The following is a 25972-nucleotide window of genomic DNA, read 5'->3' on the forward strand; positions in this document are numbered from 1 at the left end:
TTTTTGTAATTCAAATAGGAAATGTACTTTTGCACTCGATTGAAATGACAAGAATGACAAGAAATCAAGGCATAAAAGATTCTATTTTAGATTTAGTTGGGCAAACTCCACTTGTAAAATTGCATAGAGTTACCAAAGATTTAAAAGGATCTTATTTCGCAAAATTAGAAGCTTTTAATCCAGGTTTATCTCAAAAGGATAGAATTGCCTTACACATTGTAGAAAATGCAGAGAAGAAAGGTATTTTAACCAAAGGTGCAACTATAGTAGAAACTACTTCAGGTAACACAGGTTATAGTTTGGCTATGATTGGTTTGGTTAAAGGGTATAAATGTATTTTGGCTGTCTCAGATAAATCATCACAAGATAAAATCGATTTGTTAAAAACAATGGGAGCAGAGGTGCATGTTTGTCCTGCAAACGTGCCTGCAGATGACCCAAGATCTTACTACGAAGTTGCAAAAAGAATTCATTTAGAAACGCCGAATTCTGTTTATATCAATCAATATTTTAATGAATTAAATAGCGAAGCTCATTACAAAACTACTGGGCCAGAAATCTGGAAACAGACAGAAGGTAAAATTACACATTTAGTTGTAGCAAGTGGTACAGGAGGTACTATTTCTGGAACAGGCCAATATTTAAAAGAGCAAAACCCAAATATTAAAATTTTAGGAGTAGATGCTGTAGGTTCTGTTCTAAAAAAGTATCATGAAACAGGCGAATTAGATTTAAATGAGGTATCACCTTATAAAATTGAAGGTTTAGGTAAAAATTTAATTCCTACTGCTACCAATTTTGATGTAATTGATATTTACGAAAAAGTAACAGACAAAGAAGCCGCTTTTGCTGCAAGAGAGATTGTACAACAAGAAGGTATTTTTTGCGGATATACTTGTGGTGCTGTTTTACAGGCAGCAAAACAATATAATGCGCAAGATTATTTTACAGAAGATGGTTTTGTGGTGTTAATATTTCCTGATCATGGTTCTAGATACATGAATAAGATTTACAACGCAGATTGGATGAAAAACCAAGGTTTTTTAGAATAATTGAATAAAATTTGTTCAAAACTTCACTAATTGCTTTAACTCTATTTTTTTGCTAACTTTGCAAACTTGAAAAAATAGTAGATAAAATGACGACAGATTTATTCGATAGAATTAAAAAAGACAAAGGTCCTTTAGGAAAATGGGCAGATCAAGCAGAAGGTTATTATGTTTTTCCTAAGTTAGAAGGTCCTATTTCTAATAGAATGTCTTTTAATGGTAAAAAAGTAGTTACTTGGAGTATTAACGATTATTTGGGTTTAGCAAATCATCCAGAAGTACTAAAAGTTGATGGTGAGGCTGCTTTAGAGCATGGAATGGCTTATCCTATGGGCGCAAGAATGATGTCTGGTCATACACCTTTACATGAACAATTAGAAGAAGAATGTGCTGCTTTTGTAGAAAAAGAAAAAGCATATTTATTAAACTTTGGTTATCAAGGTATCATGTCTGCAATTGATGCATTAGTTTCTAAAAACGATATTATAGTTTATGATATAGATACTCATGCTTGTATTATTGATGGTGTTCGTTTACATGCAGGTAAGCGTTTTGTATATCGTCATAATGATATGGAGAGTTTTGAGAAAAACATTAAGCGTGCTGCAAAAATGGCAGAAAAAACAGGTGGAGGAATTTTAGTTATTTCTGAAGGTGTTTTTGGAATGAGAGGTGAGCAAGGACGTTTAAAAGAAATTGTAGCTTTTAAAAAGGACTATAATTTTAGATTATTAGTAGATGATGCTCATGGTTTTGGAACACTTGGTGAAGGTGGAAAAGGAACTGGTTTTGAGCAAGGTGTACAAGATGAAATAGATGTATATTTTGCAACATTTGCAAAATCTATGGCAGGTATTGGAGCATTCTTAGCAGGAGATAAAGATGTAATTCAGTTTTTACAATACAATTTACGATCTCAAATGTTTGCAAAATCATTACCAATGGCAATGGTTAAAGGTGCATTAAAGCGTTTAGATATGATGCGTACAATGCCAGAATTAAAAGAGAAATTGTGGGAAAACACAAATGCTTTACAATCTGGTTTAAGAAATGCTGGTTTCGATTTAGGAACTACGCAAACTTGTATTACACCTGTATTTTTAAAAGGTGATATTCCAGAAGCAATGGCTATGGTTAATGATTTACGTGAAAATCATGGAATCTTTTGTTCAATAGTAGTTTACCCAGTAATACCTAAAGGATTAATTATTTTAAGATTAATACCAACAGCTACACATACTCAAGAAGATATTGATGAAACTATTACTGCTTTTTCTGCAATTAGAGAAAATTTAGAAAATGGAACTTATAAAAAGATTGCAGCTTCTATGATGTAATTTTTTTTGAAATACTTTAAAAAAGCCAAACAATCATGTTTGGCTTTTTTTATTTTATTTTTTTGGGTTTAAAGTGATTATTTTCTAATTATAAACCTCATTTCATTTGAATGTAGTGTTGGTAATTATTTATCTAATAGAACCTTTTCTCTTTCAACAAACGTTTTTAAATCAGTTGGATTTTTACCCGTCAATTTTTTATAACTACTTGATATTTTTGGTTCTTTCTGAAACCTAGGTAAGTAGTGTAATAATAGCATGACTATTATCATTCCTCTAGGCAAACCTTGTTGTTTTTTGATTCTGTAAAAATGAAAGGGACTAACATTTCGATATTTAATAGGATGTGTTACAATACTATTAATTATGCTAGTAACCGATTCAAAACTTTTGTTTTCTAAACCCGTAATTTCAACTATTTGATTTTTATAATGATCAAATTGGTTAAGCAAAATAGCAGTAGCCTCAGCAATATTTTTAATATCTACCCAATTGAACTTTGCATTTCCAGAAGGTAAAATAATTTCTCGATTATTTTGAATATCTGGAAGTAGAGTAGTGGTTAGGTTTTGCATAAAATAGCTTGGTCTTATAAAGACATAGTCTAGTTTATTATTAATGATTAATTGCTCTATTTTATGGTGTGGAATTACTTTACTTTTTTCAACTCCTTGCACAGATAAAAAAACGATTTTATTTACTTTATTTTCTTTTATTTTAGTAATGAAAGGTTTAAAATATTTATCTACGTTGGCAATGTTTGGTGGTCTTAATAAAAAGACTTTTTCAATTCCATTTAAGGCATTATCAAAGGTTTCTGGGTTCGTGAAATCAAAATGAGTGTATTCTAAATCTGAATACTTATGGAATTTTGCTTTGGCTCTATCAATATCTCTAACTCCAGCAACACTATTTTTTGGTGATTCTAATTTCGATAAAAAACCAATTAACTCAAAGCCAATATTGCCTGTAGCACCAGTAATTAAAATTTTAGACATTGCTGATTTTTACTTTTTATTGTTTGCTAATCGTTATTTAATCTTCCAATTGTTTTGCAATTTGATCATAGTATTCTTGAGTTACTTTATCTGTCCAAATAGTTGGTTCAGCACCATATATAGCTAAATAAGAAACATCCTTATTTTTAGAAGAGGTATGCCAATGTTCTGTATCTTTTTTACACTCAATCACATCACCCTTTTTTATGATAATAGGTTTTTTACCTTTCTCTTGATAATATCCTTTACCTTCTACAACAATAATTATTTGCTTAGTTTTATGCTTATGCCAATCTAAAGTTGAATTGGCTTTAAAAGTTGCTTTTGTAATATTTTGATTGAAATCCTGGTCAGCTTTAACCAAAAAATTAAGCCAAGCAGACCCTAAATGATGAGTATTAGGAGCTTTAATACCTTTTTCTAAATAAGAAATTGATTTAGAATTTGTTTGCTGGGCAATTGAGAAAAATGGAATTAAGCTTAGTATTATAATATAGAGATACTTCATATTTTTAATTATAAGGTCTTACAATGTAATAAAAAGTTTGATAAAGCTATTTATTTCTTTTTAAATCAGTGTAATTATACTCGCTGTCATAAAAATAAAAATACCATTACAAATAAATATAGTTTAGCTGTAATATATAAATATTGTTTACTTTTAAAAGAAACTACTATCTAATTAACTGTATTTCTTGTATTTGTATCTTTGAAATTCACTATATAAAATATAGTTTCCTATTTAAGTATAGTGTTTTATATTTGCATTATAGCAATATAATTAGCAATTAAATATGCATAAATTTAGAGGTAAAGAATATCCTTGCTGCGCAAGTCTTACAATGGGGCTAATTGGAGGTAAATGGAAAACAGTGATATTATATCATTTAATGAATAAAACACTACGTTACAACGAATTAAGAAAAGAAATGCCTACTGTTACTGAACGAACTTTAAGTTTACAGTTAAAAGCATTAGAAGAAGATGGCCTTATTAAAAGAAAAGTGTATACTAAAAAACCACCTCTAAAAGTAGAATATTCACTAACCGAATTTGGTAATACGTTAATTCCTTTAGTACAATCCATTGCCAATTGGGGAGATTTAGTGGCAGAAAAGTATGCTTAAATTTTTTAAATTGACACTGAAATTAAAAACTAATCATAGCTTAAAACTGATTTCTTTACCGTCTTTACTTTAGCATCTATCAATTTTAATTGTTTATTATAATCTGCAATTCTAGCATAGGCTGTGCCATCTATCAATAGAATTACAATTAACATAGCCATTGCTGTAATACTAATGGCTTTCCAAGTTGGAGTTTGAACCAATAAAAGAACCAAAGCAGCTATAATAATAAGAATTGGTATTACCTTAAATACCACTTTATATTCCTTTAAAGTGGCTTCTGTACGTTCCATTTCTGATTGATAAAAAGATGTTGCATTTTCGTGAAACGCTTTTTCAAATGCTGATATTCTTGATTTATTTGTGTAAAATAAACCAAGGCCAATCGTCATTAAAAGTAAACCAGCTACAAGACTGGGTATAAAATAGGCTTTTGCCAATTCTGTTTTACTCAACTGCCAAAAACCGATACTTGCTATTAAAAATAGCAACGCAAATATTATGAAAAATCGTGTTGAAAATACTTCAGATTTTGCCCAATCTGTAGCTAACTTTAATAATTCCATTTTAATTCAATTTATATTTTTCTCTGTATTCTGTAGGACTTACACCTTCCTTCTTTTTGAATAATCTAGAAAAATAGGGTGGATACTCAAAACCCAATTCATAAGCTACTTCAGCAATACTTTTATTAGGCTCTAATAAAATATTTTTTGCTTCGTTAATTAAATGCAGTTGCAAATGTTCTGTGGTAGTTTTACCAGTCTCTTTTTTTAGAGTATCACTCAAATAACGCTTAGAAACAGACATTAAACTAGCAATATTTTCAATACTTGGAATTCCGTTTTTTTCTAATTTACCTGTTGCAAAATAGTCTTCTAAATTAGCATTAAATCGTTCTAATAAATTATTAGATATTTCTTTTCTGTGCAAAAACTGTCTTTCATAAAATCGATTTGCATATTTTAAAAGAGTACTCAATTGCGATATAATAATGTCTTTACTAAACGCATCTTGATTATTTTGATATTCAATTTCTATGTTTTCTACGATGCTTTCTAATTGCTTTTCTTCTTTAGGTGAAAGGTGTAAAGCCTCATTTACAGTGTAAGAAAAGAAGCCGTATTTTTTAATTTGTTGCGCTAATTCTGTACCTTTTACAAAGTCTTCATGAAAATTAATAGAAAAACCTTTTTGTTCAAAAACTACGCTGCTATCCCATTGCAAAACTTGCCTTGGAGCAATAAGTATTAAAACTCCATTTGTAAAATCATATTTGGTTCGTCCGTAATTTAAATCACCCTCAATATATTTTTTAAAACTGATGGTATAACAATCATTAGTAATTGGAGGTGAACTTTCTCTAGGACAAGGTAAATACCCATCTTCCTTTGAATTAAATACACTTAACATAGGATGTTCAGGTTTAGGTAATCCTAAATAACTTAAAAACGATGATAGAGTTTTAAAATGTTGCATACTACAAATTTAAATATTCCATTTTATACCTGTTTCTTTTTCAGAAAGTTCCCATAATTTTTTAGCAACAGTTTTGTCTTTTGCATGGGGCTCTAATTTGTGTGCGCCAACAGGCCCAACCCAATTGCTTCTACCTGTAGGACCATAAAACAAGGTTTGATCTAAATTAGGTTCAAGAGCACACATTAGTTGAGGATAAGCACCTTTTACTGCAGATTGCGTTAATGGAGATAGTTTCATTAAATTAAAGATTATTTTCATTACAAAGCCACCACTTGTATTTATTAAGTTAGTTCTAGAAGACCCTGGATGACATGCATAGGCTTTAACATCCAATTTCCCTGCTTCTTTTAATCGATCTTGTAATTCATAAACAGTCATGATTTGCGCCAATTTACTTTGACTGTATGCATTGTTTGGAGTATAATCTTTATCCCAATTTAAATCATCAAATTTGATTGTTTTAATACCCATATCATAGCCCATACTTCCAACAGTTACAATTCTTCCTTTCGATTTTTCTATTAGAGGAAATAGTAATGCCTGAAGTGTCCAGTTACCAAAGTAGTTGGTTCCCATTTGACTTTCCCAACCATCTGTAGTTAACGTTTGTTTAGGAACTTGAGCAATGGCAGCATTACAGATAAGAGCGTCTATTTTTGGTACAGAACTTAGTACTTCTTCAGCCGCTTTTATTACAGATGCTTGTTCTGCTAAATCCATATTAATGGCCAAAACATCTATATGATTACCAATTTCTTCTTTTAATGTTAAAATAGTTTCTAAGGCTTTTCTCGCATTTCGATTTAGCATAACCACCCTAGCATTTTTAGATAGTAAAATTTTTGCGGCTTCAAAACCTGTACCACTTGTTGTACCAGTTATAACATAAGTTTTACCACTTAAATCTTCTATTCTTTCTGGTGTCCAGCCTTTATTACCAAATTGATTTGCGCTCATTTTTCTTGATGTTTATTATGAGTGACAAAGATCGGTTTAAAGCAAACAAAACCTCTTATACAGATTTTCGAATGTTGAATACTTTTTGGTAAATTGTATGTACGATGATGTTTTATCTTCTAAAATGTAACTGAATCTGAAGAATGAATTAAAGCAATCTTTAATTATAGTTGATGTTCATCAGCAGAAATAATTTTAGAGTTTAGCTAATCTGTGACTGTGATTATCTCGAATTTCCAACCTTTATCAACTTTGCGGTTTTTATTAAAGTTAGGAGATTTAATACCTGCATAAACCATTCCTGCTGCTGGAATTGTAAGCCAAAAAGCTGAGGAGTCTACTAAAACTCCAATAAGAACGCTTAAGCCAATGGTTACAGATCCAAGATAAATAAAAAAGCCTGAGGTGAAGAGGGTAGTAAAAAGAGGATTTCTTTTTAGTGCTTCTATATCAGCTAAATTAAATTGCTGGCCATTAATTGTTATTGTATTGTTGTCAGTTATGGTAAAACGTCCTTTAATTGTTTCACCATCAAATGTTTTAAGTTTAATTCTCTTGTTCTCTTTTATAACTTTTACTTTATTGGTATTTGTATTGGTGATTTTTATGGCTTGGTTTTGTGCCACAAATTGATTGAAGCAAAACAAACTGATTACTATTAGAACAAAATTTTTCATATAAGGTTAATTTAAAAGAATAAGATTGTTAATGTACATATTTTAAATACTTTAGAGTACTAAAATAGGTTTATTTTTTCTATTAAATTGGCCATTTTGTGTCCTGTAATTCTCAGTTTTAAAAGAACAAAGCAGAAAAGAATAAAATTTTAATTTTATTCTTTTCTGCTATATGTTACTTGAATTGATGTAAAGTAGATTTACCTTATTTCAATTGCGTTATTAGTTCTAATGTAAATTAATGCTTCTTCTTTCGTTGAAATTTGGTGAATGCTATTTCCTGTAGATTCAAAATAACTTCCAGGATCTAGATTTGTTATAGAATTTGCCTTAGGCATTTTATAATCAATATTTCCTGTTATAATTACTCCATAAAGAATAGTTCCTTTGCTGTAAATGTTACCTCTAAAATTTTTAGGTAACTTTACAAAAAGGCCACGAATATCATTTGAGTTTTTCCATAAAAAACTAATTTTGGCCTGATTGTTAGTTGAAATCCAATTTGTTTGAGAATGATCTAGCCAAACAATATTAGAAGCATCTATATTAATTGGACGTTCTCCATTGTCAAAAGCTTCAGTTACTGGTTCTACTAAATATGGCCCATTGTCAATTTCAATATAAGCCATAGTTTCTTCTCCTTTTGCAGAAGTAATATGAGGTTCTCCAGCAGGTTGTGTCCAAAATGAGCCAACAGGCATCCACATGTTTTCTGATTTAGGGTCATCATTATGTATTAATCCATTCATTACAATTGCACGATACGTTACATTATGGATATGAGGTGGAGATGAAAAACCGTCTTTAAATTTCCCAATATATCCAGTTGGAACCTCTGCTTTTCTATTACCCCAAATGGTGCCAGCTAAAGGACTTTTATCTTCTCTTGCTGGATTCATTTGTTCCCAAATAATATCAGAACTTAAGCCAACTTTATTTGTTGGGTTTTCTATAATTTTAGTCTTAATATTTTCATCTACATTTTCTTTTGATTCATTACAAGAAAATAGTAAACCTACAGTTAGACACAGGCATAAGATTAACTTTTTCATTATTATTTCAATTAGATTAAGGTTATTATCTCATTTTCTGATAACCTTGATTTTGGTGTTTTTTCGGTAGAATTGAAATCAGATTTAGCTCTATAACCTATAGAAACTGCAACTAAAGATGTGTAACCCTTTTCTCTTAACCCAAATTCCTCGTCTAACGCTTTTACATCTATACCTTCCATTGGTGTAGCATCAATTCCTAGAGAGGCCACTCCTAATAAAAAGCTACCTATATTTAAATAAACTTGCTTTTCCATCCAATGATTTAGATCTTTTAAGTCATATTTATGAATTCCTGCAAATGTTTTAACAGCGCCTAAAAAACCGTTCTTAACATCTTCATTAGGAAATCTTCCGCTTTTATCTTCTGTATCTGCAATATGTTGATAATATTTTTCATCAGCATCAACTTTAGAACAAAAAACTACAACTGCTGATGCATTTAATATTTTAGGTTCATTAAAATGAAAAAAGCCTTGTGTTCCCTTTGCCACTCGTTCTTTACCTTCTTTTGTTTCAGCAATGATAAAATGCCAAGGTTGAAGGTTTACGCTTGAAGGACTCATCCTCAATAAGTTTTTTACTTCCTTCATATCAGCTTCAGATATTTTTTTATTTGGATCAAATTCTTTGGTAGTGTATCTCCAGTTTAGTGTTTCTTTTAAATTCATATTATATTGTATTAAATTAAACTATCATTTTTATAGTCACAAAAGTAAGTATAGTATATTGTAATTCCAATAACGGTCAAAAATGATAGTATTCAAATTATGCAAATGAAACAGTCAATAATGCCTAAATTTTAGGGAAAAGTATTTATTAGTTGTTCAAATCTATCTTTTCAGATTGTAAATTTGAAGTGGAAAGCAGAGGCTATAATTTTGATCTTTAGAGTAAAATAGGTTGATATGAAAATGGTTACAGTTCGAAAGTAGAATTAACTAAAGGTACTCTAAAGTATTTTGTAAAAGATAAATACGTTTGCTCAATACATCAAATGAATGCCTTCATTTCAAGAGTTAAAGGTATTATAAGTATATATAATACAATAAGTTCCATTGTTATAAGAATCTAATTTTATGCTCATTGCCAATTTTTGCCTTTTCTTCAACACTAGAATCCAATCCAATTTCATTCATTTTAGTAAAGAATTCTTCAAAGTTTTTTCCAGGAATAACATAATTCAAAACTTTTGCAGTTTCATTTCCAAGGGTTTTAATTCCATGTGGAATTCCACGTGGTAAATAGATGATATCACCTTTTTTTCCTTGAATTGTTTTTTCTCCTAAAATCAATTCAACCTTACCTTCTAATACGTGAAATATTTCATCTTCTAACTCATGAATATGAAGTGGAACACTACTTCCTTTTGGCATTATTCCTTCTACAAGTTAAACATCTCCATCAGTTTCTTTAGAATTTAGTATTACATTTCTTAATCCGCCTAAAAAGTTGTTAGTTTGGTTTTCGGTTGATACTATTTTAGGTATTCTTTTCATAATTTTATTCTTATAGTAAATCAGGCAAATGTTATAGCATTTTATTTTTGAATAAATATTAAGTTTTTAATCAGCGGGTATATTTAAACTCTAGTAGGATAAATGATCCCTTAAAACAACTATTGTAAACGGATTTGGTTTAACTACCTTTTAATTTTTCACCTTTAGCTGATAGTTCAACAAGCTGATTTATCCTTTTTTGTCTTGTTTTTTCTGTCTTTGCTATTTTCAGCCAACGTAAAACAAACCTTTTACTTGAATCATTAATTGTATTAAAAAAATCGAATGCCTCAGTTTTTTGCATCAGTGCCATTTTTAAATCTTTTGGTATGATTAAATTATCAACGTCATCCATAAAATTCCACATACCATTTAATTTCGAATCTGCAATTGATTTTAACCCTGATTCGTGCATTTTATCTTCGTCAATTAGTTTTTCAACTCTTTCTTTATATGACTTTGCCCAATGTTCTACTTTTCGCCTAGAAATTAGTTGCATTGTTCTTTTATCATCTAGTTTTCTTCTAATACCATCTATCCATCCAAAGCAAAGTAATTCGTCTAAAACATCCCATCTTGATACATATTTTAGTTCGCTTTTCTTGAATGTTATCAACCAAAAACTGTTGGTATTCAAATAATTTTGAGTCAACCAATTTCTTAGATCTTCTGAAGATTCAATTTCAATCTTCTCAAATTTGTCAGTTGCTATCATTTTGGAATTTGTTTAAAAACTTAAATATTTATGATTTTATAAATTGATTTTGTTTTAAAGTTAACAAATTAATTGTAGATAGAGAGTTCGTATGGACTTTTGTCGATTAGCTAAAACGAGCAATTATTTATACACGTTGTTGTACACAGTTTTTAACTGTCCTTTTTTTATTAATTTAATTAATTCATCTCTTTTTTCCGAATTACTTTGTTCTGTAAAATTCTCTCCAATTCTTACAAAGTCGTATGGAATATATTTGATTGCTGATTCAATAGTTTTTTTAAAACTACTTTCTCCATAAGCTAAAAGTGTTGTTTTTTCAGAAGTTTCAGAACTTAATAAGACTTTTTTCAACTCTCCGTTTTTTTGTTTAAGAAAAACTCTAAACTTTGACCTGTCCAATTCTAATTCCGATGGATAAAATGCAATTCCGTTTTCATCGAATATTATTTGTTCACGTCTATGTTTTTTTTCGAAAGTTTGTCCAAAATCAGAATTGTCAATTATTATCGCTGTTCCTTTAAAATTTTCGGGTAGAATAATGTCGAATTTTTGAATGTCAGCAAAATAAAATGAAATGGAAGAATAAGTTTTCGAAACTGGAATAAACAAAATAGCTGGAATTAAAATCCAAAGTAATTTTTGTTTAATTTTTAAATTCCCAAATAGAAGTATAATAATTCCAATAACATAAATTGGAAGTCCGATTATGAAGCCAAAATAGATAAAGAATGGTATTAAAAACCCAATAATCAAAAATGATATTCCTATTTTATCTCTTGTGGTCATTCAGTTCTTTAATTGTGTACAACGTGTTTGTGTATTAAAATTTACGATTTTGTGCTATCGTTATTTTCCGAAGGAAAATATAAGATTGCAAAAAAGCTACTAACTTTGTTTAATCTAAATTTAAGCAATTTTTTACACACTTTGTTTTGTGTAGTTTATTAGCATCCTGGACAACTTATTACCATAGGTTCAATTATTTTAATCAATTCAGTTTTCTCAGGTTTTTTTGGTAATTTCCAACCATCTTTTTCAGTCCAATAATTTTTTCTTTTTTTTATATTTTCAATCCTTTTTTTTGCTTCGTGTTTCCAAAAAGAATTAGGATAATCTTTTATTAAATACTCATAATCTGAAATTATTTCATTCGGTGAGTTTTTAAATTCAAACAAAACTATTTTTTCATAAGCTTTAAAAGGTTTTAGAAATTCAGCATTCAAAGACTTTAAACTGTCTGATAGTATTTTATTTTGATTTTCAATATTAGAAATTCTACTTTCCAAATCTTTTAATTTCCTAGAATCATTACAAGAAGTAAAGATCAAAAAAGTAATTATAGTTGCGAATACGTTTTTCATTTTCTTGCCTTTTTTTTAATTACACACAACTTTGTTATATGCAGTTTTTTTATTTGTTCAGCTTATTAATTAATTCTAGAATTCTTATTCGAGTTAATTCAGATTTTTTGCTAAAAACAAACATTTTTTCATCATTTGAAATAAAGCCTATTTCATTCATGGATTCATTTAGTGGTTTCCAGATATTTTTGATTTGTATGTCAAACTGTTTAATCCATTTATTTTGTTCAATTTCTATATTTTTTACGTTAGTTTTTTTAACAACAATTAGGTCGTTGTATATAACTTTCATTAAACTATCCAATTTCATTGTATATTCAAGTTCAGTTTCGAGCATAAATTCACCAGAATCAAGTTTAAATTGATGATTTTTATCTAATTTCTTTAGTATTAAATCGTATTTGCCTTGTTGAGCAGAACAGTTCATTATTATAGTCGTAAAGAATAATAGAAATATTTTCATTCGTTTTTTGGTAACGGTTTGGTGTATGAGCAGTTGCGGATTTAAAGCGACTACCTTTCAGATTACAATATACTTTAATTAAATAGAAAAACGGTTTAAGTTAAAACTCAAACCGCTATTGTTTATACACATTGTTGTGCTAGTTATTTATGCAAGGACATAGTAGAAATCTAAATTCATAGATGTATCATCTAATAAGTTTAAAAATTCTATTCCAATTTTGTTTTTAAGATAACCATAGCAAATTTGCTTTGTTTTACCTAACGTTTGTCCAAAAGCTATTTCCGAAAATTTATTATCTTGTAATGAACCGATAAAATGTCCTTTAGAATTCGTAAAGTTATTTAAATAACCCTTTTCAAGTTCGTCACTTTTCGAGTTCAGGTTTTTTAACGAAGAAGTTGATTTTAGTAAAAATGTACCGTGCTCAACACAAGAAAAGTCTTCTGGAATTTCAAAGTTGTTTTTTTGAATGGAGTGTATATTCATTTTCACACTATCCCTTTTCATAACAGAGAAAAAGTCTTTCGCAACCTGTTCTTTACTTGCTGACTTTTGAATATTGATTAATACTTCTTCATTTTCAGCAAGTAGAACATTGGCATACGTTTTTTGTTGGTTTTTAACCAAACAATGAAATAGGATACCTTTTTGATTTTTTAAGAACTTTTCCTCAAAAGCAAGTACAGTATTGATTAATTCATCTTCTGTACTTGCGTCTTTAATTTCAAAAGATGCAAATTCCATTACTTTGGGTTGGTTGCCATTTAGTTTTATCATTTTCTTTAATTTATATGTTTAAGACAAAACTAAATTGCGTGAGTGACAACCTTATGTCAACTACGATTGGATTTTTTCAAAGTAATTTTCGAGGGAAAACGAAATATCTATTGAAAAAGGCATTAGCGTATTAGTTAACTTAATTATTTTGTCTAATCTAAATTCTCTCAATCCATTTCGTAAATGACAAAATGCAATTACAACCCAAGATGTATTCGTGAAATAAACTGATAGTGGTTCAATATCCCTAATTGTTGTTTGTTCTTTGGAAATGGAATGATAATTTATTTTTAATATTTGTTTTCTCAAAATTGACTTTTGAATTTCTGAAAGCCAACTACTTTCTGTATAATTCTGATTATTTAAGCTAAATGTTCTTGATGAAAGTAACTCAATATTATCTTTTTGAAAGTTCTTAAGTGTTGCTTTTACTTTAATTATGATTGAATTTAGATTTTTATCGATTGACTTATCTCCTTGTTTTTTCATCAATTCTTCAACAATAATTAAAGCATTAGCTTCTTCTTCAGTTAAAGCAATTGGTGGTATTCTATAACCGTCAACAATGAAATAACCAACGCCATTTTCTGAGCCGATAGGTATGCCAGCGTCTTGTAGTGTTTTAATGTCTCTGTAAACTGTTCTTAAACTAATTTCAAATCGTTGGGCTATTTCTTTGGCCGTAACAATTCTTTTAGATTGAAGCTGAATTAATATTGCTGTAACTCTGGTAAGCCTATTCATTTTTTAAATACTTATGGTTACTTCGATTTGGTCATTTTCTTTAAGTGAATTCTTTTTTCTCACCTCAGATTTTATAGGTAACAAGTAAGTATTATGTTTTTTGTCAAACCAAATTGAAGTTTCCCATTCTGAGTTTTTGATTTTAGCTGAAGATTTCATTCTTCCCCAACCTTCTTCTTGCCATTGTAAGTGTTCCTTTATTTCTTTTGAAATATGATTTGGAAGTGATACAAAATGCCATCCACTCGTCCCATTGTGTTTCCAAATTTTTGCTGAAAAGTTGTATTTTATTTTCGCTTGCAAGATATTTCTTAATTTTTGGTTTTAATTGGGCACAACGTTGTTGTGTATGATTAGTGGCGTATTTCAAGTACTAAAGTTAGCAAATAAAAACCGAATAGAAAATCCGCGAGGATTTTCGTAAGTAGGCGAGAACTAGCCATTAATTATACACGGTGTTGTGCACTGTATTTATTCTTTATTAAATTCAGCCATATTTCTTGATTCTTGATCATTTATTGAAAGAAAATGAATTGCAAGTAAAACTTGAATATTACTATCTTTCAAATCAAAATCTTTTTTGTTTTTATAAATCTGTTGCGGAAAATAAAGCGTGAATTCAAAGTCTCCAGATTTTATAAGTCGGTCAGCATATTCAGCTACTGATTTATTTTTTGTGCCTATTTCGGTCAGATAATTTGCATATTTTTTACCATATCCAGCTGCACATAAGCTTTTGTATTCAGATTTCGTTTGGTAGTTTTTAGTTTGGCAAAATACCCAAATTTCATTAAAAGTTTTCTTTGATATGCTTTTATATAATTCGTTTTGACTGTTAAAATCTAACCTTTCTAATATTGGGGAATATCCATTTTCAACCAAGTTTGGCAAATTGTCAAAACAGGTTTGAAAATCAGTCGATGCATTAGTACAAATTTGACTTTTGAAGAATTCAGTTATTTTATTAAGGTCTTCAATTTGTTCCGTTGAAAAATGATTTTTCATTTCCGTTGTTGCGAATTGACTCGAACAAGAAAATGATAAAAATGATAATATGATTATAAATAAATTTCTCAAAGTTTTTCTCATATAGTGCACAACGGGTTTGTGTATGATTTCGTTGCGTATTTCAGCAACTAAATTAGCAAATACAAACCGAATAGAAAATCCTCGAGGATTTTCGTAAACTTGCTAAAACCAGCAATTAATTTTATACGGTGTTGTGCGTTCGTTATTTTTTATTTCAGTTGTATGTGAATATGGTCATCGTGTCTTACTGCTCGACATCCGTGATATCTTATTTTATTATTCTTTAAATTCATTCTGCTTTTCAAATGTGGTTCAATAAATAATTTTCCTAAATTCTGATTTTTTAAGATTTTATCTATTAGTTTTTTTGTTCCTTTTTCTGAAAAGACTAATTCATTATTGATTTTCCCTAAAGTCAAATATTTTGGAAAGTCATATTGAAAATATCCGTTTTTTAAGCATTTTTCAATTTGATTATATTCATTTGATTTCGGATTTTCAAAAAGTCCGTAACCGCTTATAGATTTTTGTTTGTCCGTTATAATTCCGTTTTTAGTTTCGTAAATCAAACTTATATCAATTTTCTTACCGTCATTATGACTCAAATGAGGAAGTAGAGGGAATTTATTAATGAAAGGAAAATTAGCATCTAAATAATGAATTTCAATATTCGTTCCGTTTAGTTCTTTTTCCGTTTTGCTTAATAATTCATTTAGTTTTGGTCTTATATAATTTCTGTTTAATAAAACAGTCATATAGTTTGTTGGTTTTATTTTTTCCGAATGCTTTACTTTTTCTCGTCCAAAAACTGGTGCAATTAACGGAACAATTAAAAGTGTAGAAACCAAATAAAGGCTTACAAAAATAATCAGGGTTTTAAATTTCAGTTTTTTATTCCATTTTTTAGAAATCAACAGACTTATAAAATAAACTATTCCACCGATTTGAGTAATCGCAGTCAGAACGACAAAAAGGAATATTTGATATGTTGTTTTTAGTAGGATTTTCAATTTGGAATTCTGTTTTTTTAATGACGCACAACGTGTTTATATATGGTTTGTTGCGTGGTTTAAGCACATAATTTAGTAAATAATTACCAACCAAGAAAGTCCGCGAGGACTTTCGTATGTAGGTAAAAAGGCAGCAATAAATTATATATGGTGTTGCCACACGTAATTATTCAATTTTTTCTTTTTCTAAATATTCAAAACTTTGTTCAAAATATTTTTTTACAGATTGTTTCATAAATTTTGAATAATCTGTTTTTTCATTCCTTTCTTTAGATAACCAAGCCATTGAATAAGCAATTATTTGTTCAGGCAAATAACCTTGATTGCTTGATTGCCAACCAAAACCTCCATTTGTCGAAAATTGAGAAAACTTAAACCTTGAATTTCCAATAAAAATTCCAAAACCGTAAGTAATAGCGGTTAAATCTGTTAAAAATTCGTCATTCTCCTCAATTCGATTTTCTCCTAATAATATTTGATGCGATAATTCGTGAGAAATTGTTGCAATTAAAGAAATAGGATCTTTCAATTGTTGTGTTTCAATTGAAATTATTGTCTCATTTTCTTTCACTTCATACGTTCCAGAAGCACTTTCCCATTTTCCATTTATGTCAGCAGGTGTTGTAAGTATTCCTCCATTTTCAGACTCTATAATACCATCTGTAAAAAAGTCAAGTTTAATCTCACAATTTTCAATTCTCATTAGTTCCATTGTTCGTTTGAGAATAAATTCAGCGTCTTTTTCAGTTCCGTCAAAAGTTCTTTCGTAGAATTCTTTTGTTGGTGTAATTGTTCTAATTTCTTGAATATGTTCTTCTCCAAATTCAGTTCTTAACCAATTCAAATCTTCGTTAATCCAAATTCTATCTTCTTCAGTAATTGGCAGTTTCTTTTTTCTATTCCAGAACATTTTCGGTTCAGTTTTTTATGTGTGGCAACAGCCCATGTGTATCGTGTAGTAAGGCGCGCCTTACGGAGTCGATAATTGCGCCTTATTCACGATACATTTAGTTGATAGAAGTTTCGTATGTCGTAGACGCAGATATCTCTATTATAATCAATGTATTCGGCTTGCGCAATTAACATGGGCTGTTGAAAGGAATTAGCAGAAAAGGAAGAGTTTGTTAAAACTCGATTTCTGCGTGCCGTAGGCAATTGCTTTCAACGTGTTTGTGTATACTTTGTTGCGTGTTTCAGCAACTAATTTAGTAAACAAAAACGAACGCGAGAAAATTCCGAAGGAATTTTCCAAATAAGCAACGACCAAAGCAATTAATTATACACGTTGTTGTACACCGTTTATATTCTTGCGTCAATTTCTTCAATCGCCATTTTCAGACCTTCGAGATATTTTTTCTCCTTTAAAAATGGTTTTAAGATTTCAATAACTTCCTCACATTCTTTATTGGTTAATTCTTTTTTTAATTTATAATCAGTTGACAATCTAATATTTCTATCCTTTTTATCTAAAACTATAATTATTCCTCCGTTTACAGGGTATTTTCCAATTCCCCAAGAGTTTACTTGTTCAATTGAGTATTCGGTTAGGTCTTTGTAAGGATATAAATCATCTATTGTCACAATCATCAATTGAACTTTCTTTTTCGTTTCAAGATTCTTAATCTTTAATTCAATTTCGTTTTCCTCTTTATAATTTAGAGTATTGTCTATGTCTAGAACTCTTGTGAAAATACTTCCAAGAGCGTAGTGCTTAAGTTTATACTTTTTGCAGTTCTTCCACAATTCACGAGTCGTCTTGTAATTCAAAACATTTAAATCACTTAAAATATTTTCATTGAATGGATTCTTTTGAGACTCTTTTTGAATCATCTCCGTTTGTAATTTTGATTGATTTTCAAAATCATTATCAAACTGACTACATAATCGTTCAGTTATACTTTCTGTTGACATTAATTTATTCTCAGTAGTTGTTTTTTGTGCTTTACAACTAAGAAATATTGTCATTAAAATTATGATGGAGTATTTCATTTCTCAAATGGTGTACAACGTGTTTGTGTTATGGAAAGTTGCGTTTAAAGTGAACGGCTATTTTCCGCAGGAAAATAGGAGTTTACAAAAATGCAACTAATTTTGGTTAAGCTAAAAATAAGCAATTTTTTATACACGGTGTTGGCAGTAGTTTTTTAATTTATTCGGATTATTTCATTCATTTCTCTGCACCAATTAATAATATTTCCTTTGTCATTAAATTCAAAATGATAAATAACATATTTACTTTCATAAGTTTCGTAAATATTCACAAAAATTCGTTCATTTTCATTCTTTTCAATGTTTGGTGGTGTAATATATAATCTTGGGTGACTTCCCTTTCCTCTCTTTTTTATTCTGAATTTCTTTTTATTCAAATTTGAAAAGTCAAGCTCAAATCTGTCAGAGTCGATTTTGTGTTGACTTTCCACGTAAGATTCTATTTCCTTAAACTGCTCATTACTTTTCCAAACTATTCCTAAACAAGTCGGATTCGAGAATACATTTCCAGTAGGATGAAAATCTATAACATATGGATAGACTTTAACTTTCCTTTTAGTCGGAAAAGAGTTGATTATTTTTGATTGATAAAAGTCAAACGCAATTTGTTCGTAAAATGGAAATTCAGTTTGTGCAATTCCAATTCCAATTCCAAATCCAAATCCAAAGTTGAGTAAGAAAATCAGAAGTATTTTTTTTTTCAAAATCGTTTTTTTAAATTTAATTCCAACTTAATTAAATTTGTTTTTTTGAAAAGAAGTAATGAGTAAATCCTTAATTTCAATTAGTTAACGTGCTTTTTTTAATTACTGCCAACGTGTTTGTGTTATGGAAAGTTGCGATTTTGTGCCATCGTTATTTTCCGAAGGAAAATATAAGATTGCCAAAAAGCAACCAACTTTAATGTAAGCTAAAAGTAGCAATTTTTTATACACGGTGTTGGCAACTGGTTTTATTTTCCCATTTTCAGTTCGTTAATATTTATTTTCAGTTTTATAGTTTTTCGGTTGCTATAAATTCCGTATTCAATTTCAAATTCTTTTTCGTACTTTTTTTTATCAGTCCATTTTACAAACTTTGGATTATAAAAAGGTCCGATTTCGAAAAGACTTTGATTCGGTTCTTCGTCAAATTCTGAAACCGCAATTAATAAATTATGAGAAACTTCAGAGCTTTCAAATCCTGCGCTTCCAGTTCCGTTGTCAATTGTATATATTCTTACAGACAAATAATTCTCACTATTTTCTCCAATTAGTTCAGAATTATTTAAAATTTTAATCAATCGAGAATCTTCAGATTTCTTTATTTTCAGAGCATTCTGACCAAACGATATTTGTATGAAACAAATCGTTAAAATTAATATGAATGTTGATTTTATTTTCATTTTTCAGCTTGTTGCCAACGTGTTTGTGTTATGGAAAGTTGCGATTTTATGCTATCGTTATTTTCCGAAGGAAAATAAAAGATTGCAAAAAAAGCAACAAACTTTGATTTAGCTAAAAATAAGCAATTTTTTAAACACGTTGTTGCCAAAATGTTGCTTTATTTTTAATCTGATTATAAATTTTCTTAGAGATAAAACCTTAATAAAAAAGCCATTATTATTCCAAAAATAATTGTTAGAGTAATAATAATATTCGTTTTTATTTTGTCCCTTTTTCTTTTTTTAATCCATTTCTCTCTAAATTCCTTTAATTCTATTTCAGATAATTTAGGAAATTCATATTCTTTTTCTCCATTTTTTCCATATCCAATATAGTTTTCTTTAATTATCCGTAATTTTTTTCTTAAAGAAAATTTATGTTCTTCATTAGATTTTTCTTTTTTTTTCAATTCCCCAAAATGTGATAACATAAGAGTCTTTTTATTTAAGTTAGAAATTCCGTAAAGAATTTAATTCCGTACTTTCAAATTCGACATTTTGCTCAATTACGACAACTTTCTAAATTAAATATTTAAGTTACAACTCTATAATCTTGTTTTCAAAATTTAGTGTTTTCCTTTTTTATTTCTTTTAATATCGTAGTTTTCTATTTAGATTTTGCCTTATTCAGCAATTTTTGGCAACGTTGTTGTGTATTATTAGTGGCGTATTTCAAGTACTAAAGTTAGCAAATAAAAACCGAATAGAAAATCCGCGAGGATTTTCGTAAGTAGGCGAGAACTAGCCATTAATTATACACGGTGTTGTGCACTGTATTTATTCTTTATTAAATTCAGCCATATTTCTTGATTCTTGATCATTTATTGAAAGAAAATGAATTGCAAGTAAAACTTGAATATTACTATCTTTCAAATCAAAATCTTTTTTGTTTTTATAAATCTGTTGCGGAAAATAAAGCGTGAATTCAAAGTCTCCAGATTTTATAAGTCGGTCAGCATATTCAGCTACTGATTTATTTTTTGTGCCTATTTCGGTCAGATAATTTGCATATTTTTTACCATATCCAGCTGCACATAAGCTTTTGTATTCAGATTTCGTTTGGTAGTTTTTAGTTTGGCAAAATACCCAAATTTCATTAAAAGTTTTCTTTGATATGCTTTTATATAATTCGTTTTGACTGTTAAAATCTAACCTTTCTAATATTGGGGAATATCCATTTTCAACCAAGTTTGGCAAATTGTCAAAACAGGTTTGAAAATCAGTCGATGCATTAGTACAAATTTGACTTTTGAAGAATTCAGTTATTTTATTAAGGTCTTCAATTTGTTCCGTTGAAAAATGATTTTTCATTTCCGTTGTTGCGAATTGACTCGAACAAGAAAATGATAAAAATGATAATATGATTATAAATAAATTTCTCAAAGTTTTTCTCATATAGTGCACAACGTTGTTGTATAAGGAATGTTGCGTGTTTGTGTGAAAGGATTTTCCGAAGGAAAATCAGAAGCTAGCAAACGAGCAACTAACATTGCTTTAGGTAAAACTAGCAATTTTTTTTATACGGTGTTGTGCATAGTTTTTTATTCATCTACAATTCCGATAAATTTTAAATATTCAATTTCAGTATCGTAAATTTCTATTAATTCATTTTTTGTTAATTCAACTTTTTCCTTATTCAGAGTATATTCCACAAGTTCAGTCATATCCAATTCAGTATTGGATTCAGTTCCGTTTTCTGAATTCGGATTCTCGGAAATCAGTCCGATTTTATTCATATAATTTTCTTCCGCTACTAATGCGTCACGAATCAAATTTAAGTCAGATGCTTTTTTGTCCAATTTCAATGCTATAAAACAAGAAGCCTCGTCTAAATCATAGATTTCTTTTCCAGCATTATTTTCATTCACAGAACAAAATGATTCGTTTTTACAGGAATTCAAAGTGAGAATTATTAATAAAATTCCGAATATTTTTTTCATTTACTGAGTTTACTCAAATTATCCACAACGTATTTGTATAAGCTTTGTTGCGTGTTTTAAGGAGTTAATTTACTAAATAAAACACGAACTGTGAAATTCCGAAGGAATTTCCCAAGTGAGCTAAAAACAGCAATAAATTTTATACGGTGTTGTACACCGTTTTTTTATTTAATTATTTCTCCTTTTGGAATTTTGAAAATCCAAACTGCTATTACTATTGTTAAGGAATATATTAATACCCAAAATGTTTGTTCTGACCATCGGATTATAAATCCTTTATCAACTATGTAAAATGTAGTCCAAACTGATAAAAAGGAATAAATTGATAATATTAACTTTTCTTTCCAATTGGTGAATTTACTTTTTATGCTTCTTTTAATTAACCAAAAAATTATCATAGCTGGAATTGACAAAAGAAAGCCAACAATAATCATTACAAATATTATTTCATAAGAATTCAATATACTGTTGAAACTGGAATTATTAATGATGGCACCTAAAACCAATCCTATCAGAAACGGTGAAATTATTATTGTAAACAACCAAACTTTGATAAGATACTTCATTTATACACTGTTTTCTAATCTTTAAATTTCCAGTAGTCAACTGTTACATTTAGTTCAACCCATTTAATTTTAAGAGAATCTTTGCTAACTTTCAAAATTACACCATTTTCATAATATTCACTTCCCTTTACTTTGATCAAAATACCATCAAGTATAAATTCCGATGATTCAAAAAAATCTACTAGATAAAACTCGTTTTCTGTAATTCGAAAATCAGCATCTCCACCTTTTGTGGAATTCCAAATTCCATATATTAAAGTTTTGTCAATCTTATTTTTTTGAAATTTAGACGTTATATTTCTAGATTTTTTTGATTCAGTTTTCTGTTTACAAGAAATCAATATTCCAAATATTATTGCTATGTAGATTGTTTTTCTCAAATGGTGTACAACTTGTTTGTGTTATGGAAAGTTGCGATTTTGTGCCATCGTTATTTTCCGAAGGAAAATAAAAGATTGTAAAAAAAGCAACAAACTTTGATTAAGCTAAATATAGCAATTTTTTATACACGGTGTTGGTAGGCGTATTTATTTTAATGTTTTATAATATTCCTTTTTGTAGAAATTTTGCTTCATTTTTCTTTTTTTCAAAAGGTTCAAAATTTCCTTATTTTCAGTTTCAGTTAGGATTTCTTCTAGTTTAATATTTTCAGTCATTGGTAAATAAGAAACTACAAATTCACCAAGCATAAACCCTGTTCCAATGCAACCATTTTGATAATGAACAAAAGCTAATGTATCATTCAAAGCTTTTTCAAATAATTCCTTTTTCTCAACTTTTTCGTTCTTAAATAAATTCCAATAAGCGATTCCTTTTACACTTCCATTTGGATATTCAGTCAATTTTGATAATTCCCCTTCTTTCAAGTTCTCATTCAACCATTTTTGTCTGTACCATTGTTCCGTAGTTTTTCCAGCAATTCCAACAAATTCTGAAGTTAAACCTCCATATTTTTCAAAAGCAATGATTGAATCTTTAACTTCTTTTCTAATTCCATTCCAATTGAAATCATTTATTTGGTTATGAGAGAAAGAATAAATAAATAAAAGTAAAATTATTCCAACTGAAAATAAAGGAATATAATTCCCTTTTGTTTTCCTTCTATTTATTTTTTTGAACTTCATTTTCTGATATGACTACCAACGTGATTGTGTATGCTTTGTTGCGTTGGTTTAGCTTAAATTTAGCAAATAATTACTGAATAGAAAATCCGCTAGGATTTTCGTAAGTTGGCTAAAAGAAAGCAATAAAATATACACGTTGTTAGCATACGTTTTTTAATTCCTTATTTATTTAATTTAAATCTTCCTTATTAACAACAATAGTTTTTCCCCATAAATCTCCAACTCTTTGATTCAGTTCAGTATTTTTTATAGTTAAAATTCCTACAAGACCAAAAAAGAACATATCAATTGGGTCAAGTAAATGTCTTTTCAAAGATTCTACAAAAGTCAGTTTTCTATTAATTCCACTTTTTGGAATTGCTTTTAATCCTAAAATAAGATTTCCAATTGTTGCTCCAATTCCTATTTCAATTCCAATTGTCATAATTCCCCAAAAAATTATTGGAACAATTGCTGGTAATCCATTCACAGAATAACCTCCATCTTCATTTGGTTCTCCGACTGCAAAAACATAAAAGAAAAAGAAAGAATATATTAAAATATAGTCAACTAAACCTGCAACAATTCTATTTCCAATATTGGGTTTAGTCTTTATTACCTCAAATTCTTTAAATTCACTCATAGGTTTTGGTTAATGTATGCTAACGTGATTGTGTATGGTTAGTTGCGTGTTTCAGCAACTAATTTAGTAAACAAAAACGAACGCGAGAAAATTCCGAAGGAATTTTCCAAATAGGCAACGACCAAAGCAATTAATTATACACGTTGTTGTGCTTTCGTTATTTAATAATTTTTTAATTCTGATGTTATTAATTTTCTAAAATTATCATTCTCTTCAATTACTATCTCGAGTCGCGTGTTAAATTCATTCCATTTCGCATTCAGCTCAAACAAGAGTTGCTGAAATTCAATTGTTTTTGCTAATTCTATGAACCTATTTTTGTCAATTAGATTTTTATTATTTACTTTTTTGAAAGTATAATCTTTTTGGAAGTTTCTATTTTTTAGCCTGAACCAATTTTCGGTATTATATAGTTTGTGTTCCTTTAGTAATGGCTTTAAAGTGTGTTCTATTAATGGGTAAAGCTGTCTGAAATAGACTTCCTCAATATCATCGACCCTTTGTACATAAATAGTAAAGACTTCGTTAATTTTCGGATTATTAATTGGCCTTATATTTTGTATAAAATCAGAATCTACGAGTTGCTTAAAATATAGAGTTCTTCTGATAAGAAGGGGTTCAGAAATAGAATCTATTGTTTGTTCATTTTGTGCTAAACCATATAGTTCAAAATGTAGTTTATCAATCTGTTTAAACTGTTCTTTATAATAATCGAACTGAACAGAATCTATTGTTAAATTTTTGTTGATGTTATTCAGGATGATTTTTTCTGACTCTTTATTCTTTCGATTTTCATTCCAATTATTTATTCCCAACGCAATCAAAATTCCAATTACCACGAGTATAATTTCTCCAATAGCATATTTAAAATACTTTCCAGTTTTGTTTTCCATAAGTAAGTTCTGGCGAATTTTTCTAAAGAATTTTATCATTGATTAGTTGTTTCTCGAAAGTTAGTATAATTATTTCATTTTGAGTCAACTGAGTAATTACACACAACGTGTTTGTGTAAAGTTAGTTGCGTGATTTAAGCATTAAAGTTAGTAAATAAATCACAGATAGAAAGTCCGCGAGGACTTTCGTAAGTAGGCTAAAACCAGCAATTAATTTTATACGGTGTTAGGGCACGTTTAGGTTCGGTATTCAATTTTTCTTGTTTTAATCATTTTTATCTTTTTCTTTCTTAACTTCCCTTTTTTATCTTTAATATAACTAAATCTTTTTTTAGAAATCCAATTTCCTTTCTTATCATATTTATATTCGATTGTGTAGCAAACATTATCATTTTCATTCAAGTTCCTTTCCCAAAATATTAAATCACCATATTCATTGTACTTATATTGAGGTTTATGCTCGTAATCTTTTGAATATTCAATAGAATGAAAGTTTGATACAATAAATTTTCCTTTATTATTAAACTGAGAAATTTTCACTTTATTCTTTTTAATAAAGTATTCTGCTTTTTCATAACCAATTAAATTCCCATTTCCATTATAACTAGCTAATTGAATTAAATTGTTCTCCTTGTCAAACTTATACTCTAAGATATTTAATACTTGTTTGTTTGAGTTATATTGAATCTCTAAACAATTTCCAATAGAATCATATTCATATGTATTATATTTCTTTTGATAACCAACTATATTTACCCAATACTTATTTTCTAATTTGACTCTTCTATGCATGCTGTCGTAACTGTATATGTTTAACCAAGTAAGTTTCTTTTTTTCATTAAATCTCTTTAAACTAACTAGATTCATATATTCATTAAATCTTTTATATTCAGTTTCTTTCTTTATTTCATTTTTATTATAAAATTTAGTTTCTTCTATTATTTCAATGAAATTAGAATTCTTATCATATTTATAGAAGTTTGATAAATAACTTCCAATAGATTGTGAGTTACTTACAGAAATTGAAAAAAGAAAGAGAATTGTAAATGTTTTTTTCATATTTTTCAAATGTGCCCTAACGTATTTGTGTTATGGAAAGTTGCGATTTTGTGCCATCGTTATTTTCCGTAGG

At 28.8% G+C, this 25972-nt stretch carries 33 protein-coding genes; 3 read left to right on the plus strand and 30 right to left on the minus strand.

Annotated elements, in window-relative coordinates; genetic code table 11:
• The first annotated feature begins 53 nt into the window (after positions 1–53).
• A complete protein-coding gene (locus MED152_RS00895; protein WP_015479957.1) occupies positions 54–1052 on the plus strand; it encodes a PLP-dependent cysteine synthase family protein in 999 nt (332 codons plus the stop codon).
• An 86-nt stretch (positions 1053–1138) separates the two neighbouring features.
• On the plus strand, positions 1139–2386 hold the full coding sequence (locus MED152_RS00900; protein WP_015479958.1) for an aminotransferase class I/II-fold pyridoxal phosphate-dependent enzyme: 1248 nt from the start codon (positions 1139–1141) through the stop codon (positions 2384–2386).
• A gap of 125 nt (positions 2387–2511) precedes the next feature.
• On the opposite strand, the gene MED152_RS00905 is transcribed toward MED152_RS00900, so the two are convergent.
• Positions 2512–3384, minus strand: a complete 873-nt coding sequence (locus tag MED152_RS00905; protein WP_015479959.1) for an NmrA family NAD(P)-binding protein — start codon at positions 3382–3384, stop codon at positions 2512–2514.
• Between the two features lie 37 nt (positions 3385–3421).
• Positions 3422–3892 carry a cupin domain-containing protein gene (locus tag MED152_RS00910; protein ID WP_015479960.1) on the minus strand — a complete coding sequence of 157 codons (471 nt, stop codon included), beginning with the start codon at positions 3890–3892 and terminating at the stop codon, positions 3422–3424.
• A 286-nt stretch (positions 3893–4178) separates the two neighbouring features.
• Here MED152_RS00910 and MED152_RS00915 point away from each other — a divergent pair, with 286 nt between their 5' ends.
• A complete protein-coding gene (locus MED152_RS00915) occupies positions 4179–4511 on the plus strand; it encodes a helix-turn-helix domain-containing protein (protein WP_015479961.1) in 333 nt (110 codons plus the stop codon).
• A gap of 29 nt (positions 4512–4540) precedes the next feature.
• Here MED152_RS00915 and MED152_RS00920 read toward each other — a convergent pair whose 3' ends face one another.
• From MED152_RS00920 to MED152_RS01060, 28 genes are all read right to left on the minus strand, one after another.
• Complete coding sequence (locus MED152_RS00920; RefSeq protein WP_015479962.1) at positions 4541–5077, minus strand: hypothetical protein; 537 nt, start codon at positions 5075–5077, stop codon at positions 4541–4543.
• 1 nt (position 5078) lies between these two features.
• On the minus strand, positions 5079–5990 hold the full coding sequence (locus tag MED152_RS00925; protein ID WP_015479963.1) for an AraC family transcriptional regulator: 912 nt from the start codon (positions 5988–5990) through the stop codon (positions 5079–5081).
• A 9-nt stretch (positions 5991–5999) separates the two neighbouring features.
• Positions 6000–6950, minus strand: coding sequence for an SDR family NAD(P)-dependent oxidoreductase (locus tag MED152_RS00930; protein ID WP_015479964.1), 951 nt, complete (start codon positions 6948–6950; stop codon positions 6000–6002).
• 206 nt (positions 6951–7156) lie between these two features.
• The gene (locus MED152_RS00935; RefSeq protein ID WP_015479965.1) at positions 7157–7627 is read right to left on the minus strand and encodes a hypothetical protein; all 471 of its coding nucleotides are present in this window, start codon (positions 7625–7627) and stop codon (positions 7157–7159) included.
• A gap of 200 nt (positions 7628–7827) precedes the next feature.
• Positions 7828–8679, minus strand: coding sequence for a DUF4437 domain-containing protein (locus MED152_RS00940; RefSeq protein WP_015479966.1), 852 nt, complete (start codon positions 8677–8679; stop codon positions 7828–7830).
• Positions 8680–8690: 11 nt separating this feature from the next.
• Positions 8691–9350, minus strand: a complete 660-nt coding sequence (locus MED152_RS00945) for an oxygen-insensitive NAD(P)H-dependent nitroreductase NfsB (protein WP_015479967.1) — start codon at positions 9348–9350, stop codon at positions 8691–8693.
• 390 nt (positions 9351–9740) lie between these two features.
• Positions 9741–10055 carry a cupin domain-containing protein gene (locus MED152_RS00950; RefSeq protein WP_015479968.1) on the minus strand — a complete coding sequence of 105 codons (315 nt, stop codon included), beginning with the start codon at positions 10053–10055 and terminating at the stop codon, positions 9741–9743.
• Positions 10056–10317: 262 nt separating this feature from the next.
• On the minus strand, positions 10318–10893 hold the full coding sequence (locus MED152_RS00955) for a YdeI family protein (protein ID WP_015479970.1): 576 nt from the start codon (positions 10891–10893) through the stop codon (positions 10318–10320).
• Positions 10894–11016: 123 nt separating this feature from the next.
• Positions 11017–11682 (minus strand): hypothetical protein, encoded by a 666-nt coding sequence (locus tag MED152_RS00960; RefSeq protein WP_015479971.1) that lies wholly within the window; start codon positions 11680–11682, stop codon positions 11017–11019.
• 158 nt (positions 11683–11840) lie between these two features.
• Positions 11841–12257: a hypothetical protein gene (locus MED152_RS00965; RefSeq protein WP_015479972.1), complete on the minus strand. Its 417-nt coding sequence runs from the start codon at positions 12255–12257 to the stop codon at positions 11841–11843.
• A gap of 49 nt (positions 12258–12306) precedes the next feature.
• Positions 12307–12720 (minus strand): hypothetical protein, encoded by a 414-nt coding sequence (locus tag MED152_RS00970; RefSeq protein WP_148284789.1) that lies wholly within the window; start codon positions 12718–12720, stop codon positions 12307–12309.
• Between the two features lie 147 nt (positions 12721–12867).
• Positions 12868–13500, minus strand: a complete 633-nt coding sequence (locus MED152_RS00975) for a hypothetical protein (RefSeq protein ID WP_015479974.1) — start codon at positions 13498–13500, stop codon at positions 12868–12870.
• A gap of 60 nt (positions 13501–13560) precedes the next feature.
• Positions 13561–14244 (minus strand): YafY family protein, encoded by a 684-nt coding sequence (locus MED152_RS00980; RefSeq protein WP_015479975.1) that lies wholly within the window; start codon positions 14242–14244, stop codon positions 13561–13563.
• 3 nt (positions 14245–14247) lie between these two features.
• Positions 14248–14547 (minus strand): DUF1905 domain-containing protein, encoded by a 300-nt coding sequence (locus MED152_RS00985; RefSeq protein WP_015479976.1) that lies wholly within the window; start codon positions 14545–14547, stop codon positions 14248–14250.
• A gap of 168 nt (positions 14548–14715) precedes the next feature.
• Positions 14716–15249 carry a hypothetical protein gene (locus tag MED152_RS00990; protein WP_015479977.1) on the minus strand — a complete coding sequence of 178 codons (534 nt, stop codon included), beginning with the start codon at positions 15247–15249 and terminating at the stop codon, positions 14716–14718.
• Between the two features lie 233 nt (positions 15250–15482).
• Positions 15483–16283: a hypothetical protein gene (locus MED152_RS00995; protein ID WP_015479978.1), complete on the minus strand. Its 801-nt coding sequence runs from the start codon at positions 16281–16283 to the stop codon at positions 15483–15485.
• Between the two features lie 166 nt (positions 16284–16449).
• A complete protein-coding gene (locus tag MED152_RS01000; RefSeq protein ID WP_015479979.1) occupies positions 16450–17193 on the minus strand; it encodes a hypothetical protein in 744 nt (247 codons plus the stop codon).
• A 389-nt stretch (positions 17194–17582) separates the two neighbouring features.
• Positions 17583–18194 carry a YgcG family protein gene (locus MED152_RS01005; protein ID WP_015479980.1) on the minus strand — a complete coding sequence of 204 codons (612 nt, stop codon included), beginning with the start codon at positions 18192–18194 and terminating at the stop codon, positions 17583–17585.
• A gap of 233 nt (positions 18195–18427) precedes the next feature.
• On the minus strand, positions 18428–18976 hold the full coding sequence (locus MED152_RS01010) for a hypothetical protein (RefSeq protein WP_015479981.1): 549 nt from the start codon (positions 18974–18976) through the stop codon (positions 18428–18430).
• Between the two features lie 248 nt (positions 18977–19224).
• Positions 19225–19656, minus strand: coding sequence for a hypothetical protein (locus MED152_RS01015; protein ID WP_015479982.1), 432 nt, complete (start codon positions 19654–19656; stop codon positions 19225–19227).
• 185 nt (positions 19657–19841) lie between these two features.
• Positions 19842–20126, minus strand: coding sequence for a hypothetical protein (locus MED152_RS01020; protein ID WP_015479983.1), 285 nt, complete (start codon positions 20124–20126; stop codon positions 19842–19844).
• A 346-nt stretch (positions 20127–20472) separates the two neighbouring features.
• Positions 20473–21006: a hypothetical protein gene (locus MED152_RS01025; RefSeq protein WP_015479977.1), complete on the minus strand. Its 534-nt coding sequence runs from the start codon at positions 21004–21006 to the stop codon at positions 20473–20475.
• 230 nt (positions 21007–21236) lie between these two features.
• On the minus strand, positions 21237–21635 hold the full coding sequence (locus tag MED152_RS01030) for a hypothetical protein (protein ID WP_015479984.1): 399 nt from the start codon (positions 21633–21635) through the stop codon (positions 21237–21239).
• Positions 21636–22215: 580 nt separating this feature from the next.
• Positions 22216–22581: a hypothetical protein gene (locus MED152_RS01040; RefSeq protein ID WP_148284790.1), complete on the minus strand. Its 366-nt coding sequence runs from the start codon at positions 22579–22581 to the stop codon at positions 22216–22218.
• A gap of 147 nt (positions 22582–22728) precedes the next feature.
• On the minus strand, positions 22729–23325 hold the full coding sequence (locus MED152_RS01045) for a hypothetical protein (RefSeq protein ID WP_015479987.1): 597 nt from the start codon (positions 23323–23325) through the stop codon (positions 22729–22731).
• 169 nt (positions 23326–23494) lie between these two features.
• On the minus strand, positions 23495–23947 hold the full coding sequence (locus MED152_RS01050) for an RDD family protein (RefSeq protein ID WP_015479988.1): 453 nt from the start codon (positions 23945–23947) through the stop codon (positions 23495–23497).
• A gap of 161 nt (positions 23948–24108) precedes the next feature.
• Positions 24109–24879 (minus strand): DUF6090 family protein, encoded by a 771-nt coding sequence (locus tag MED152_RS13325; protein ID WP_015479989.1) that lies wholly within the window; start codon positions 24877–24879, stop codon positions 24109–24111.
• Between the two features lie 198 nt (positions 24880–25077).
• Positions 25078–25899 (minus strand): hypothetical protein, encoded by an 822-nt coding sequence (locus tag MED152_RS01060; protein ID WP_015479990.1) that lies wholly within the window; start codon positions 25897–25899, stop codon positions 25078–25080.
• Positions 25900–25972 lie beyond the last annotated feature (73 nt).

The organism is Polaribacter sp. MED152 (assembly GCF_000152945.2).
Classification (GTDB): Bacteria; Bacteroidota; Bacteroidia; order Flavobacteriales; family Flavobacteriaceae; genus Polaribacter.